The sequence below is a fragment of the Wolbachia endosymbiont (group B) of Silvanus unidentatus genome, assembly GCF_964028615.1.
In the GTDB taxonomy this organism is placed as follows: Bacteria; Pseudomonadota; Alphaproteobacteria; order Rickettsiales; family Anaplasmataceae; genus Wolbachia.
The window spans coordinates 803,785-819,122 of sequence record NZ_OZ034795.1; the positions used below are offsets into that span (position 1 = coordinate 803,785).

The 15,338-nt window shown below is 33.9% G+C and carries 15 protein-coding genes; 13 read left to right on the forward strand and 2 right to left on the reverse strand.

Going from position 1 to position 15,338, the window contains the following annotated elements; all coding sequences use genetic code 11:
* Positions 1–62 precede the first annotated feature (62 nt).
* Positions 63–833, forward strand: a complete 771-nt coding sequence (gene surE, locus ABWU65_RS03730; RefSeq protein WP_007302143.1) for a 5'/3'-nucleotidase SurE — start codon at positions 63–65, stop codon at positions 831–833.
* Here the strand turns inward: surE and hisS are convergent.
* Both hisS and ABWU65_RS03740 read right to left on the reverse strand, forming a co-directional pair.
* Positions 830–2,053, reverse strand: coding sequence for a histidine--tRNA ligase (gene hisS, locus ABWU65_RS03735; protein WP_007302144.1), 1,224 nt, complete (start codon positions 2,051–2,053; stop codon positions 830–832). The two genes, surE and hisS, sit on opposite strands and share 4 nt — an antisense overlap.
* On the reverse strand, positions 2,050–2,622 hold the full coding sequence (locus tag ABWU65_RS03740; RefSeq protein ID WP_353280635.1) for a NifU family protein: 573 nt from the start codon (positions 2,620–2,622) through the stop codon (positions 2,050–2,052). Before ABWU65_RS03740 ends, hisS begins: the two co-directional genes overlap by 4 nt.
* A gap of 169 nt (positions 2,623–2,791) precedes the next feature.
* On the opposite strand from ABWU65_RS03740, the gene ABWU65_RS03745 reads away from it, so the two are divergent.
* The 12 genes from ABWU65_RS03745 to ABWU65_RS03800 all read left to right on the forward strand — a co-directional run bounded on the left by ABWU65_RS03745 (position 2,792) and on the right by ABWU65_RS03800 (position 15,336).
* Positions 2,792–3,043 carry a J domain-containing protein gene (locus ABWU65_RS03745; protein ID WP_230440382.1) on the forward strand — a complete coding sequence of 84 codons (252 nt, stop codon included), beginning with the start codon at positions 2,792–2,794 and terminating at the stop codon, positions 3,041–3,043.
* 90 nt (positions 3,044–3,133) lie between these two features.
* On the forward strand, positions 3,134–4,216 hold the full coding sequence (locus ABWU65_RS03750) for an ankyrin repeat domain-containing protein (RefSeq protein ID WP_007302146.1): 1,083 nt from the start codon (positions 3,134–3,136) through the stop codon (positions 4,214–4,216).
* Between the two features lie 247 nt (positions 4,217–4,463).
* Complete coding sequence (locus ABWU65_RS03755; protein ID WP_353280318.1) at positions 4,464–5,519, forward strand: ankyrin repeat domain-containing protein; 1,056 nt, start codon at positions 4,464–4,466, stop codon at positions 5,517–5,519.
* A gap of 257 nt (positions 5,520–5,776) precedes the next feature.
* On the forward strand, positions 5,777–6,940 hold the full coding sequence (locus ABWU65_RS03760; RefSeq protein WP_353280319.1) for an ankyrin repeat domain-containing protein: 1,164 nt from the start codon (positions 5,777–5,779) through the stop codon (positions 6,938–6,940).
* A 266-nt stretch (positions 6,941–7,206) separates the two neighbouring features.
* Positions 7,207–8,388, forward strand: a complete 1,182-nt coding sequence (locus ABWU65_RS03765; RefSeq protein ID WP_353280320.1) for an ankyrin repeat domain-containing protein — start codon at positions 7,207–7,209, stop codon at positions 8,386–8,388.
* Between the two features lie 133 nt (positions 8,389–8,521).
* Complete coding sequence (locus ABWU65_RS03770) at positions 8,522–9,748, forward strand: cytochrome b (RefSeq protein ID WP_353280321.1); 1,227 nt, start codon at positions 8,522–8,524, stop codon at positions 9,746–9,748.
* The gene (locus ABWU65_RS03775) at positions 9,748–10,509 is read left to right on the forward strand and encodes a cytochrome c1 (RefSeq protein ID WP_353280322.1); all 762 of its coding nucleotides are present in this window, start codon (positions 9,748–9,750) and stop codon (positions 10,507–10,509) included. Before ABWU65_RS03770 ends, ABWU65_RS03775 begins: the two co-directional genes overlap by 1 nt.
* Before the next feature lie 85 nt (positions 10,510–10,594).
* Positions 10,595–12,529: an excinuclease ABC subunit UvrB gene (gene uvrB, locus ABWU65_RS03780; protein ID WP_007302152.1), complete on the forward strand. Its 1,935-nt coding sequence runs from the start codon at positions 10,595–10,597 to the stop codon at positions 12,527–12,529.
* A 306-nt stretch (positions 12,530–12,835) separates the two neighbouring features.
* Positions 12,836–14,032 carry an MFS transporter gene (locus tag ABWU65_RS03785; RefSeq protein ID WP_254229426.1) on the forward strand — a complete coding sequence of 399 codons (1,197 nt, stop codon included), beginning with the start codon at positions 12,836–12,838 and terminating at the stop codon, positions 14,030–14,032.
* A 38-nt stretch (positions 14,033–14,070) separates the two neighbouring features.
* Positions 14,071–14,370, forward strand: a complete 300-nt coding sequence (locus ABWU65_RS03790; RefSeq protein WP_007302154.1) for an integration host factor subunit alpha — start codon at positions 14,071–14,073, stop codon at positions 14,368–14,370.
* The gene (locus ABWU65_RS03795; protein WP_012481900.1) at positions 14,367–14,693 is read left to right on the forward strand and encodes a MerR family transcriptional regulator; all 327 of its coding nucleotides are present in this window, start codon (positions 14,367–14,369) and stop codon (positions 14,691–14,693) included. The genes ABWU65_RS03790 and ABWU65_RS03795 overlap by 4 nt, the downstream gene beginning before the upstream one ends.
* 52 nt (positions 14,694–14,745) lie before the next feature.
* Positions 14,746–15,336: a murein hydrolase activator EnvC family protein gene (locus ABWU65_RS03800; RefSeq protein WP_026097241.1), complete on the forward strand. Its 591-nt coding sequence runs from the start codon at positions 14,746–14,748 to the stop codon at positions 15,334–15,336.
* Positions 15,337–15,338 lie beyond the last annotated feature (2 nt).

The following is a 15,338-nucleotide window of genomic DNA, read 5'->3' on the forward strand; positions in this document are numbered from 1 at the left end:
GTTACAGTTAGTAATTATGCAAAGAAATCTCATCAGTATACTTTGATAGCTGAGTGTTACATATGATAATATTGATAACAAATGATGATGGTTTTGAAAGTGAAGGAATAAGATTACTTAAAGAAATTGCACAAAATTTTGCATCGGAAGTATGGATAGTGGCGCCAGATGCTGATAGGAGTGGAGCTGCAAGGTCTCTTGACTATCCAGTAAAGCAATTTATTAAAATAAGTCAACATAGTGAAAGGGAGTTTAGTGTGTCTGGTACTCCCGCAGATTGTGTCATTATCGCGTTAAATAAAATTATGAATAAAAAACCAGACTTAATATTATCTGGAGTAAATATTGGATCAAATGTCGGCGATGATATTTGTTATTCAGGCACAATCGGTGCTGCAATGGAAGGTGCTGCAAGATCTATACCTTCTATTGCGCTGAGCCAAGTTTATCATGATAAAATAGACTGGAACAATACAAAGATTTTTGCACCAAAGGTTATTGCCAAGCTAATGAAAGTTGGTTGGCCTAAAGATATAGTGATGAGTATAAATTTTCCTGCTACAGAAAAAGTGAAAGGGGTCGAATTTGCTGAACAAGGTGAATATAACATTGATGGTGATTTAACTTTTACTGAAAATTTAAATGGTTCTTTGAGCTTAAATTGGTCTCGGGAACACTCAGGCAGTGGTAGTGTAGATAAAATAAAAGGAGGTTTTATTACTATTACACCGATAAAATTAGATTTTACAGATTATGATATATTAAATGCTATGAAAAATTCTTGTGCAGAGGAATTTTCTTCTATAGCTAACACTCCTATTGCTTCTGATTAGATATTTTCTACGGTTTTATCGCGAGCAATCATTTTTTCTTCACCCGTGTCCATATTTTTAATTTTTAAAGTTTTACTGCTTAGCTCTTCATCACCAAAGATTAATACAACTTTTGCATTTGCTTGATTTGCTTTTTTCATTCGGGTTTTTAGAGTTCCACTATATTCGTAAATCACATATAAACCATTTCTGCGTAATTCACTTGCAAGTGTTAGAGCATGTTCTTCAGCTTCTCCACCGATTGGAATTATATAAATAGGCCTCTCTTTTTTTTCAGCATAGTTGATTAATTCCATTATACGCTCAATCCCCCCTGCAAATCCTATTGCTGGAGTGTGTTTTCCACCTACTGAAGATACTAGATTATCGTATCTTCCACCGGCAAAAACTGCTCCTTGTGCACCTAAATCTTCTGTGACAAATTCAAATACTGTGTGACAATAATAGTCTAGACCTCGAACTAATTTGCTATTTACAGTGTAAGGTATGCCAAGAGCTTGCAGTCCATTTAACACCTGGTCAAAGAAATATGAAGATTCTTTTGTATAATAATCACTGATTTTTGGTGCGTCAGAGATTATTTCTTTATCTGTCTTATCCTTAGAGTCTAATATTCTGAGTGGGTTTTTAATCAATCTATTTTGACTATCTTCTGATAGGTCATTTTGAAACTTTTTTAAATACGATATCAAAGCTTCTCTATACTGAGTTATTGTTTCACTATCACCCAGAGAGTTGATTTCCAGCTTTACATTTTTATTGATGCCAAATTCAGTTAGTAAGTGCTGAGCGAGTGATATCAATTCAATATCAGCTTTTGGATCTTCTATGCCAAAAACCTCAAAATTTATCTGATGAAATTGCCTTTGTCTTCCCTTTTGCGGTCTTTCATAGCGAAATGCAGGCCCTATTGAAAATAATTTTATCGGCGCTTGTAGTTTTTTTTCAATGAGTAACCTAACAATAGCTGCAGTGAACTCAGGACGCAGAGTTATGCTCTTTCCCCCTTTATCAATAAAAGTATACATCTCTTTAGTGATAATATCTGAGCTATCACCTAAAGTCTTTGTAAAGACTTCTGTGTATTCAAATATCGGAGTTTGAACAGGTAAAAAGCCGTATAAACTTGAGATTCTGCTTGCTGTTTGCTCTATGTGTTTAAACTTGTACCATTCATCAAACAGGAGATCTTTTGTTCCTCTAACTGTTTGATTAGTCATAGCATAGTCTCTATACCTGAAACTTCTGGTATGTGATAGCTTAGCATATTCTGCACTCCTTGTTTTAAGGTAATTGCAGCACTTGGGCACCCAGAGCAAGCTCCTTGCAGTTCAACGTAAACTATTCCGTCTTTATAGCCACGGAACTTGATATCACCACCATCTTGAGCAACTGCAGGTTTAATATAACTTTCCATCAATTCTTTTATTCTATTTACAATTTCTATATCATTTTCATTAAAGAATTCTTCCTCTAGCATTTTATTATCACTTACTCCTTCTTTATCAAATGCTTTTCCACCAGAAGTAAAGTGATCCATAATTGTAGTTAAAATTTTCACCTTTACTATATCCCAATTCATTCTATCTGATTTTGTTACCGAAATAAAATCATGACCAAAAAATACTCTTACAACATGTTCTATTTGAAAAAGATTTACTGCTAGTTTGGAGTTCTTTATTTCATCTGCATTTGAAAAATCAGCTGTTTCTCCTTCGCTCAGAATTTCAAAACCAGGAAGAAATTTCAGCGTGTTTGGGTTTGGTGTTTCTTCAATCTGGATAAACATGTTATTTACCATGACAATTATAATTGTTACTATTTAATCATAAAATGATAAAAAAATATACATGTCATTCATCTTCTTCCTTTTTTTGATATTCACAATAATCACGTTTGTTTTACCTAGCGTTGTTGTATTTTTTCTCTTTTTGGCAAAGAGAAATAACATAAGTTTTATGATGCACTCTATATTAAGTAAGTTTTTGAACGAATTTAACAGCAGTAAAAGTTACACCAAAAATTACACTGGTGATAATATGTCCAAAGATGAAGCATTAAAAATACTGGGGCTGAATTCCGAGGCAAGCCAAAATGAAATCAATAAGGCATACCAAAATTTAATGAAACTGGTCCATCCAGACAAGGGAGGCTCGGAATATTTTGCACAAAAGTTAAACGCAGCACGTGATAGGTTGATGAAGACCTAATTTTAACTATTGTTTTCTCTGTAAATTTTGCTTGTACATATTAAGTTGCATGATATAAAACCGGAAACATTATTCTTTAGGAGGTATTTGATGAAAAAACTTGAGAGATTGAGAAAGAATTTATTTGCGGCTATAGATGAGCTTAATATTAATAAAGTTAAAAGATATGTTAAAAAGGCAAGATATATAAATAAAGAAAAAGAGATTATTAATGGTAAAAAAGATGGTATGGCACCTATACATCTTGCTGTTTATAGAGGTAGCTTAGAGATAGTGCGGTTTTTGCTTAAAAATAATGCTAATATTAATGCTGTTAGTGATGGATGTCTTGTTCCTTACTCGTACGTTACTGCCATGAATAGAAAAGCAGAAATAAAAGAAATGATATATCATTGTACTAGTAGTACCACTTCCCAAGTAATGCAAGGTTTTACAGCTTTACACTTAGCCTTTTTTTATTGTCGATTAGATATCGCGAATCTTCTGCTCAATAATAACACTATTAATATTAAAAATGCAAATGGCAAAACGGCATTTGAGGTTATCCCTGGTTATGAAAGTCTTTGCAGTGATGGCTGTGACATAGAAAAAATATTCTTAGCTGTGTTAAGATTTCATAAAAATAATTGTACAGAACTATTACTTTCTGCTAGAATAAATACTAAATTAGAGTTAGAAGCTGGTGATACTCCAGATGCAGCAAGTAGTATAGCAAACCCTTTCTCAACCTCCACCAGGGCAAATACTAAGATAGGATTGGAAGCTGGTGATACTCCAAATCCTGCACCAAGCAGTGCAGTAAAACCTTTTTCTTTTATTAATAGTATATTTAGTTGGGTAACCACTGCCACACTCAATGGCTTATTCAGCAGTGCTCCTACTTTACTTCCTGCACAGCAATTTGTTGATCACTTAGCTGGTAGCCCAATTGGTTCTTCACAAGTTGATTTTAATGCAACAGCTCTACTAGTTGATGTAGTGGTCAAAAAGTTCACAGGGAAAAAGTATTCAAGACTACTGGACAATCCACCTCTGACAAAACTTGATATTATAGAAAAAAAACTCGAGACGGCAATTAGTAGTTGTGAAAAACTTTATCAATGTCCTGAAAGTTCATTAAGCAATTTAACGATATCTAAAAGTATGCATCAAAAGTCCCTTCAAATCAGTTAAAATAAGCTCTCTAATTCGAGTGCTTATTTACAAAACTTATCCCTTATTTCCTCTTCTAAAGCAGATTGCTTATTATCAAGTAATAAAAATTATGAATTAGGGGCTTAAAATATTTTGCAAAAAAGTTACGTGATAGATTGCTGAAGACCTAATTTTTAACTATTGAAATTTTTCTCTGTAAATTTTGCTTGTATATATCAAATTGTGTGATACAAAATCGGGAACGTTGTCTTTTAGGAGATATTTGATGCAAGGGATGCAAAAACGGATAAAAACTGAGAACTTTGTAAATGAGTTATTTATTGCCATAAAAGAGCATAGTCTTCTAAAAGCTAACATATGTATCAGAAGTGCAGTGTACATGAACCTAAGAAAGCAGATTTTTATTGGTGAAAAATACGGTATGAAACCTATAAGTTTTGCTGTGAAAGAAAATAGCTTAAAGATATTGAGGTTTTTGGTTAATAACGGCGCCAATGTTAATGCTGCTAGTAGTGAAAGCTTGAGAGTTGCATTGCACGTTGCTGCTGAATATGGCAGAGAAGATGCAGGACAGCTTCTACTTAGTCGTTATGCTAAGATCAATTTGCAAGATATAACGGGTAAGGTGCCTTTGCACTTAGCGTCTTTCCATTGCCAAGTGGCAATGGTGGAACTTCTTATCAAGCATGATGCTAATACTTATATAAGAGATGCGGGTGGTAGAATACCACTAGATGTTGTTGGAGATGATCCAAAATCTATATGTACTAGTAATACAAGGCAAAAAATAATATCTACATTAAAATGTGCTGATAAAGAAGTTAATTGTCAGACATTAGCTTCTAGAGCAAATCCTAAGGTAATAGAAGCTAGGAATTACTTTAGCTATCATGATAATAGTACAAATGCGTTAAGCAGCGCAGTAAAACCTTCTTCTTTTATTAATAGTATGTTTAGTTATGTGAGAACTTCAATTACTGCTGTACTCAGTAGCCTATTTCAAAGTACCCCTGCTTTACCTCCTGCACAGCAATCTATTGCACATTCAACTGGAAGCTCAATTGGTTCTTCACAAGTTGATTGTAATGGAATAATTCTGCTAACTGCTGTAGCAATAAGTAAGTTCACAGGGAAAAGATATTCAATGCCACTGGATGATTCACTTTTAACGATAAGACAGGTTAAAGAAAGAAAACTTAATTCTCTAGAAAGAGATGTCAAGATGGCACTTAGCAAGTGTGACAAGCTTCATCAGTATCCTGAAAGCTCACTGAGCAACTTCACAATATCTAAAGGCGTGCATCATCAAAAGCACCTCTAAATCAGTTAAACTAAGCACTCTAATTCGAGTGCTTATTTACAAAACTTATCCCTTATTTCCTTTTCTAAAGCAGATTGCTTCTTATTAAGAGCAAAGAAATTTGAATAATGAAGCTCAGCATATTTTGTACAAAAGTTAACGTGGTAGGTTGCTGAAGACCTAATTTTTAACTATTGAAATTTTTCTCTGTAAATTTTGCTTGCACATATTAAGTTGCATGATATAAACCCGGGAGATTCTCTTTTAGGAGGTATTTGATGGAAAAACAAAAAATAATTGAGATTTTAGGAAGAAAATTAGTTTCTGCTATAAGCAGAGGTGATTTTCAGAAAGTTAAAGAATGTATTAAAGAGATAGAGTATGAACAAATAAAAAATGAAGTTTTGAATTATGAAAGATACTATATGAAACCTATACATCATGCTACTCTCTTGGGTAATTTAAAGATATTAGAGTTTTTATGTAACAGCGGTGCTGATGTTAATACTACTATTAGTAATCGATATTTGAGTACTCCCTTGCACATTGCTGCTAGACATGATAAACTAGAAATAGCAAAGTTTTTACTTGATCGTGATGCTAACATCAATGCTACAAATTATAAAGGCTTTACACCTCTGTACTTAGCATCTGACCACTGTCATTTAAATATGGTAAAACTCCTACTCTGCAAGGGTGCTGATGCTAGTATTCAAAGTCAGTATGGCAAAACAGCATTAGATGTTGTTGGAAATGCTAGAAAAGATGAATGTAGTAGTAGTGAAATTCAAAAAATAGAATCTGTATTGAGCAGTTCTACTGAAGCTGACTGTGAAGCAAAATTAACTTCTATAAAAGCAGGTATTAAAGACGCTAACGACAGCACAGATTTTGTAAGTAGTGCAGCGAGTCTTCAATTATCCCCTACCAAAGCAATTAAGATAGAATTGGAAGTTAGTAATACCAAAAACTTGGCAAGTAGCACAGTGAACTCTTCCTCCACTCCTACCAGAGCAGATTTTAAAGAAGCTAGCAGCATCACAAGCGGTGCAGTAAAACCTTCTTCTTCTATCAATAGTATATTTAGTTGGGTAACCACTGCCACACTCAGCAACTTATTCAGCAGTGCTCCTGCTTTACCTCCTGCACAGCAATCTGTTGACCACTTAGATCGTAGCCCAATTAGTTCTTCACAAGTTGATTGTAATGGAATAATTCTGCTAACTTCTGCAGCAATAAGTAAGTTCACAGGAAAAAAATATTCAAGGACACTGGACAATTCACTTCTCACAATAGAAGAAATTAGAGAAAGAAATCTTAACACTATAGAAAAAAACTTCGAGACAGCACTTAGTAAGTGTAAAAAACTTTATCAATGTCCTCGAAGTTCATTAAGCAATTCAACAATATCTAAAGGTGTATGTCATCAAAAGTCCCTCTAAATCAGTTAAAACAAGCACTCAGACTTGAGTGCTTGTTTTCGTATAATCCTCTTTAAGTTAAAGCTCTTATATGTTGAGAATAAGCTGCTAAGCAATTTAAGCAAACTAAGGAGGCTTATGGTGTTTTGTACAAAAACTAAATGTAGCACGTGATCAAATAACAATCTCTTACGTTGTAAATTTTTTTTAATTTTACATATAAATTTCACTAGCATATGCCCAAATTATGTGGTATAAGGGCAAAAATTTTATCCTTTAGGAGGGTTATGGTTACAAAAACAGAAGTTGAAAAATGGAGAGATGGGTTACGTTCTGCAGTAAAGGAACGTGATTTTCAAAAAGCTGAGGAGTATATTAGAGAAGGAAAGACACATACTACTAATGTTATTAACTCTAAAGATAGAAATGGTAACTCACCTTTATCGATTGCTGTTAGTAAACAAGATTTAGAAATGATGAGGTTTTTAATTGAGAATGGTGCAGATGTTAATATTGAGGACTTTTTTCGTGTGCCTCCTATATACTATGCTGTTACAAAGGGCACCAAAAAAATGATAGAGCTTCTAATCGATAAAAAGGCTAGCATTAGTGGTTATTTTTCATATGCTGGTGAAAAACGTACTCTTATAGGCTGGGCTATAGATAAAAATAGTTCGGAAAAAGTAGAGGTCCTACTTAAACATGGTGCTAGTCCAGATGGCAAATTTGATTTTAATGATTCTTCACAAGATTCGTGTCTACATATTGCCATTCAGAAAGATTACCAAAAAATAGTAGAGCTTCTTATTGAATATCATGCTGACGTCAATGTTCAAAACAGACGGGGGCACACACCTATATATTTGGCTATTAGTTTAAAACGTCCAAAAACAATGAAGCTGTTATACGATAGTGGTGCTGATATTGATAATGTTAAGGATATAAGGAACGAGACACCATCAGATTATGTTAAGTTATTTTATCCCGGTAAAACGATAAAAGAGATTGTTGCAGAAGCAGAGAGTGCCAATGTAAACCCAGGTGATACTACTCTTGCACCAAGTAGTGCAGTAAGACCTTCTTCTTTTATTAATAGTGTATTTAGTTGGATGGGAACTTCAACAACTGCTGCACTCAGTAGCTTATTTCAGAGTACCCCTGCTTTACCTCCTGCACAGCAATCTATTGCACATTCAACTGGAAGCTCAATTGGTTCTTCACAAGTTGATTGTAATGGAGCAATTCTGCTAACTGCTATAGCAATCAGTAAATTCACAGGGGAAAGATATTCAATGCCACTGGATAATTCGCTTTTGACATTGGAGCAAATTAAAGAAAGAAAGGTTAGTGCTATAGAAAGAAATGTCAAGATGGCACTTAGTAATTGTGAAAAACTTTATCAATGTCCTCGAAGTTCATTAAGCAATTCAACAATATCTAAAGGTGTATGTCATCAAAAGTCCCTCTAAATCAGTTAAAACAAGCACTCAGACTTGAGTGCTTGTTTTCGTGAAATCTATTATTTAAATTAAACTTTTTATTGTGCGTTGTAAGTAAGTTGTTACAATAAGTAATGAGTTAAGATGAAAAAAACTTTACGTTATGGAAAATGATAGCAAAAAAGAAATAATAGAAGAAAAAGGTATATTAGGTTGGATAGAATATAGACTGCCTATATTTTCTTTTCTAAAACATATTGCTTCTTATCAAGTACCAAAAAATTTAAATTATGCTTGGAATTTTGGTTCTTTGGCTGGTATAGCGCTGATTTTACAAATAATAACAGGTATATTTCTTGCTATGCACTATACTCCGCATGTTGATTACGCGTTTAATAGCGTGGAGCGTATAATGCGTGACGTAAGTTACGGATGGCTAATACGCTATACTCATGCTGTTGGGGCGTCACTCTTCTTTATGGTGGTCTATGTTCATATCATGCGTGGATTATATTACGGATCTTATAAGAGACCGCGAGAAATGGTATGGTTTATTGGCATATTTATATTTTTTGCAATGATGGCAACTGCCTTTATGGGATATGTTCTTCCATGGGGACAAATGAGTTTTTGGGGTGCAACAGTTATAACTACTTTATTCTCGGCTATACCTTTAATTGGTGATAAAATAGTTATATGGCTATGGGGAAGTTTCTCTGTTGATAATCCAACGCTCAATCGTTTTTTTGCGCTGCATTATCTTATGCCTTTCATTATTATCGCTTTAGCTATGTTGCATGTTGTTGCTCTGCATAGGTTTGGCTCTAATAATCCAAGTGGAATAGAAGTCAGGTCAGATAAGGATACCATTCCTTTTTACCCTTACTATATAGCAAAGGACTGCATAACTTTTGGTTTATTTTTTATAATTTTATTTGCATTTGTTTTTTATGCCCCTAATTATCTTGGGCATCCTGATAATTATATAGAGGCTGATCCTATGGTAACTCCAGTACATATAGTGCCAGAGTGGTATTTCTTACCTTTTTATGCGATGCTGCGTTCAATTCCAAATAAACTTATTGGTGTACTTACCATGTTTGGATCTATTTTAGTGTGGTTTCTTTTGCCTTGGCTTGATAAATCAAAGGTTAAAAGTGGTGCTTATCGCCCATTATTTAAGAAATTTTTTTGGGTTTTTGCAATAAATTTTGCATTTCTTGCCTGGCTTGGGGGACAAGAAATTAAGGAGCCTTACATTACTTTAAGTAGGCTCTCAACTCTTTATTATTTTTCATATTTTGTGATAGTTTTACCTTTACTTAGTAAGTATGAGAAACCAAAAAAATTACCGAAAACAATAAGCGATTCCGTTCCGGAGATGAAGTGATGCTGTTGATTAAAGTTGCTGTATTTTGTATATTACTTCTCACTAATTCTTTGTCTGCAGAGGAGTTTAAACCTTTACCAAATAAGAAAATCGACTGGAGTTTTGATGGAATTACTGGATCTTTCGATAGAGAGTCAATTCAGCGTGGCTATAAAGTATACAAGGAAGTCTGTGCTGCTTGCCATTCAATGAATAGAATAGCGTTTCGTAATTTGCAAGATGTTGGTTTTTCTGAAGAGGATGTAAAACAAATTGCAGCCTCTTACCAAGTTAAAGATGGTCCGAATGATTTGGGTGAAATGTTTGATAGGCCGGGAGTGTCTTCGGATTATTTTATTGCACCTTTTGATACAAAAGAAGCAGCTGCAGCAAGCAACAATGGAGCAATTCCACCGGACTTATCATTAATTGTCAAAGCAAGACATGATGGTGCAAATTATGTCTATTCACTACTAATTGGTTATCAAAACGGTGAACATGATGAGAACGGTTTATATTTTAATCCATATTTTTCAACAGGCAGGTTAGCTATGGCCCCACCACTCTCTGAAGGAATGGTAGAATATGATGGTACAAGGCAAGCCACAGTTGAAAATATGGCATATGATGTGGTAAATTTCTTACAATGGGCAGCAGAGCCAGAACTGGAGCGCCGACATAAACTTGGGCTAAAAATAGTGACATATTTTATAATTTTGACGGTGTTTTTTGTATTAACCAACAACAGGATTTGGAGCAGTCTCTATAAAAAGAAAAAATAGAGTTTTTTATGTTCATTCTTTCATACCTTATTTACACTAGCAAATGTATTGTATAGTAATAAATACATTATGAAAATATAAAGGTATGGAATTTCAAATAGTTACACATTTTCAGCCAGCTGGAGATCAACCACAGGCAATAGACAACTTAGTTGCAGGGTTAAATAGTAATAAAAGAGATCAGGTTTTGCTTGGAGTTACTGGTTCTGGAAAAACCTTCACTATGGCAAATGTTATTGCAAGAACAAACAGGCCTGCATTAATTATGGCACATAATAAAACTTTAGCGGCGCAGCTTTACGAGGAGATGAGAGGATTTTTCCCTCACAATGCTGTTGGATACTTCATTTCTTATTATGATTATTATCAGCCTGAGGCTTATTCGCCACAAACAGACACTTATATTGAAAAAGACTCTTTAATAAATGAAAGAATTGATATGCTACGCTATTCTGCTATATGCTCTCTTTTGGAGCGTAGGGACACGATTGTAGTTGCGAGTGTTTCTTGTATATATGGTCTTGGTTCGCCTGAGAGCTATCTCAGCATGACCTTGACTTTAAGTGCTGGAGATAAGATTCATGTTAATGACTTTCTGAATAATTTAGTTAATCTCCAATATAAACGTTCTGATGTCAGATTTGAGCGAGGATATTTCAGAGTGCGCGGCGATATTATTGATATATTTCCTGCCTATTATGAAAATAAAGCTTGGCGTTTATCATTGTTTGGTGATGAAATAGAGGAAATTTCTGAGATTGATGCCATGAACAGCAATATTATCAGATGCATAGATACAGTCACCATTTTTCCAAATAGCTATTACACTACATCACGTGAGACTCTTTTGCAAGCAGTTCAATTGATTAAAAAAGAACTACATGAACGCCTGGATTATTACTATTCACAGAACAAAATTGTTGAAGCAAAACGCCTTGAGCAGCGTACTAATTTTGATATTGAAATGATGATGGCAACGGGAGTGTGTAAAGGTATTGAAAATTATTCGCGTTATCTTTACGGAATGAAAGCCGGAGATCCACCGCCTACATTGTTTGAGTATTTACCTAAAGATGTAATTTTATTTGTTGATGAAAGCCATGTAACCGTTCCCCAGATAGGTGCAATGTATAGCGGTAATGAAGCACGTAAAAAGAAATTGATAGATTATGGTTTTAGGCTACCTTCTGCTTTTGATAACCGTCCATTAAAATTGGAAGAGTGGGAGGCAATACGGCCACAGACTATTTACGTTTCGGCTACTCCAGGAAAATATGAATTAGAAAAGACTAATCACGCATTTATAGAGCAAGTTATCCGCCCAACAGGACTGACAGATCCCATCTGCACCATAAAACCAACAGAGAGTCAGGTTGATGATGTGATTCACGAGGCGCAAGTAACAATAAAAAAAGGATTTTGTATTCTAATTACCACATTGACAAAAAAAATGGCTGAAAAGCTAGCTGAGCATATGAGTGAGCTCAGTATGAAAGTAACTTACCTACATTCAGATATTGGTGCACTGGAAAGAATTGAAATTATATGCAAATTAAGATCTAAAGAAATAGATGTTCTTGTTGGCGTTAACTTGTTGCGGGAAGGTCTTGATATTCCCGAGTGTGGATTGGTTGCAATTTTAGATGCTGACAAAGAAGGGTTTTTACGATCAGAGACTTCGCTCATTCAAACGATAGGTCGTGCTGCACGAAATGTTGAAGGCAGAGTAATTTTATATGCAGACAAAATTACTAATTCTATGGATCGTGCACTGAAAGAAACTGAAAGGAGAAGAAAGAAACAGACAGAGCATAATACACTGCATAATATTGTACCAAAAACTATAATAAAGCCTATATCAAATACTTTACAGGAAAAAGTGGTGATTGAGAATTTTAGCAAGGATGATCTAAATAGTTTGAAAAAGCAAATGTTGAAGCATGCTGAAAATTTAGAGTTTGAAGAGGCAGCAAAAATAAAAAGTATTATTGAAAGGTTTAATAATAGATCCACTGCATAATTAGAAAAAAGATGAATAATTAATAGCTAAACTGACTTTGATTTATCAACAATTTGAAAAAACATCATCTAAGTGGCAGAAAAATGAGCCAGTTCATGATAATTTCAGATTTTCACCTTTTATCTTATAGGTAATGATTGTTGAACTTATTTCTTTCTTGAGATTATGTACAGACTCTAACAAATTAAATCTCACAACAAATTTGTTGTTTCATAGCTTTTATATCATACTATAATTGCAACTGTTTTAACAATAATCAGAGCCTAAAAGAGGTTTATTATCAATGGACTATTTATAAAAAATCTTATGGAAAATAAAGCTTGGTTCATTTGGCTAATCAGTAACTTGATTGTTGTATTCAGCAATATGCAGATAATCTACACCTTTATAAGCGTGAATCTTGAAAAAGAACTTGGGCTCACGATTGCGCAAGTTGCACTAGCTAATTCAGCATATACTTGGACTTTTGCTATCTCACAATTTTTTAGTGGGGCAATGTTTAATGTTTTTTCCAGCAAAAAAATTTATTTTTTCTCATTGTCAATCATGCTCTTTGGTTTTTTTGTCCTTATCAAGAGTGACAATTTTGCCCATTTAATTTTATCTCAATTTTTGATCGCAATTGGAGCATCGTTTGGTTTTGTTGGCGCTGCTCATGTAAGTAGCACATATTTTCCCCTTACTCAATTTGGACTGATGTTCTCACTAGTGCAGACAATTTCAAGTCTTTCTGCTTTGATGATTCAAATGTGCTTCTCTAGCTTGCTTGCCGAAGGTGCAGATTGGAAAAATCTTATTGTATGCGTAATATTATTTGGCGTATCGATATTCGTACTTATGTTTTTTTATCCGAAAGGACTTTCAAAAAAAAATTTGGGGGAATACACAATAAAGAGCTCTATAAAAACAGTAATATGTTCTGTACTAACAGTGCTAAAATTAAGAGATATCTGGATAACCTCAATAGTGGGTGCTATTACTTTTGGAACATTTTTAGCGCTTAATATGCTGTGGGCACCAAGGTTACTAAGCAACTTAGAACTCAATACAATGGAGTTAGGTGTGGCAACTGCAATATTGTGGCTTGGTCTTGCAGTTGGTGCTCCAATTGCAGATCTAATCTCAAATCTATTTAAAAATAGAAGGCACGTAATCTCTGCTTTTGCCACATTGCAAAGTATTTCAGCTATTATTTTACTATGCGGTAATTTAACAGTTCATATTATATACTTTTGTATGTTAATGTTTGGTTTTTTTGCAGGAGGACATATGCTTAATTTTACTGTTGGTAGTGAGATTGTTGAGCAGAAGTATATTAGCACATCATCATCCATTATCAATGGATTTATGTTTGTTATGAGTGGAATTTTAGTGTCAATTTTAGCACTTTTTTCAGATCATCAAATGGCGCTTTTCACAATATTTGCAATGTTAACATTTGCTAGTATTTTTAATTATGCTACAAAAGAAACATACTATAAAAATAAAGTAGCTGAATCTTGAGTCGATTGTTATATTATATTAACATACTGTAATAAATTATGACAACAAAAGACACAACAGTAACTAAGGCAACAATAGCTGAATGTATAAACCAGGAAATTGGATTATCGAAAGAAGACTCTATTGCAATAATAGATGACATATTGGATGAGATAAAAACGAGCTTAGCAAAGGATGGAATAGTAAAAATATCTTCATTTGGAACATTTTTGGTTAAAAACAAGAAAGAAAGACCAGGAAATATACCAAAGACATCGGAAAGGGTAGTAATTAAAGCGAGAAAATCAATTTCTTTTAGACCTTCAAAAATGATGAAGAAATTAATAAACAACCGATGAATAAGGAAAAATTATTTTACACAATTGGAGAAGTAGCTGAAGAACTACATTTGGAGCAGCATGTTTTAAGATTCTGGGAAAGTCAATTCCATCAAATTAAACCCATAAAACGGAAGGGAAGAAGACTATATGATCATAAGTGTATAGAGGCAATAAAGAAAATAAAATATATGCTATATGACAAAGGATATACAATAAAAGGAGTACAAAAGGAATTTGGTAACGATGTAAGAATTGATCATTATTCAAGAAATTTGTTGAAAGAACTTACCGATTTAAGAGACTATTTGACTGATAAAATAAATGAAGAAAGTAATAAATAGACGAAAAACACTATAAAGTTTTGTGAAAGTTGATATATCTAGAGATAAGTGTATGTGTCGTATAGCCTTGTTCTTTATATTATCAGCAATACTGATAAGCTGTGGCCTGCAAAAACCTGCACCTGTACTACTTAAAGGCGAAGAATTTTATGGGAAAAGAGACCTAGAGTACACAAGGGAGTATAATTTGATTAAAGAAAATGTTGATTCTTCGCTGCGAAAAGAAAGTAGAAAAGCCTTTGTAGATAAGGTATATAACAATAATGCACAAAGCATGTGTAAATTTGTAATACCGGTTAAAGGTGCAGTTACCTCTTCTGATAAAATATGTCAAGATGGCATAAAAATTACTGCTCAAAGTGGAACAAAGGTTATTGCTTCTGCACCTGGCAAAGTAATATACGTAGGCAAAGGCCTGAGGTGGTACGGAAATTTAATTATAGTGGAACATAAAGATAATTACATGACTATGTACTCCTATTTAAAAAACATACAAGTTGAAATTGGTGATAAAGTAAAACAAGGTCAAGTAATTGGATCTGCAGGTAAATCAAGCACACAAGATAAAGATCCGCAGATGTGTTTCACAATAAGACATAATGGTCAAGCAGTCGATCCTTTAGTACATATAAACTGTGATTGAAT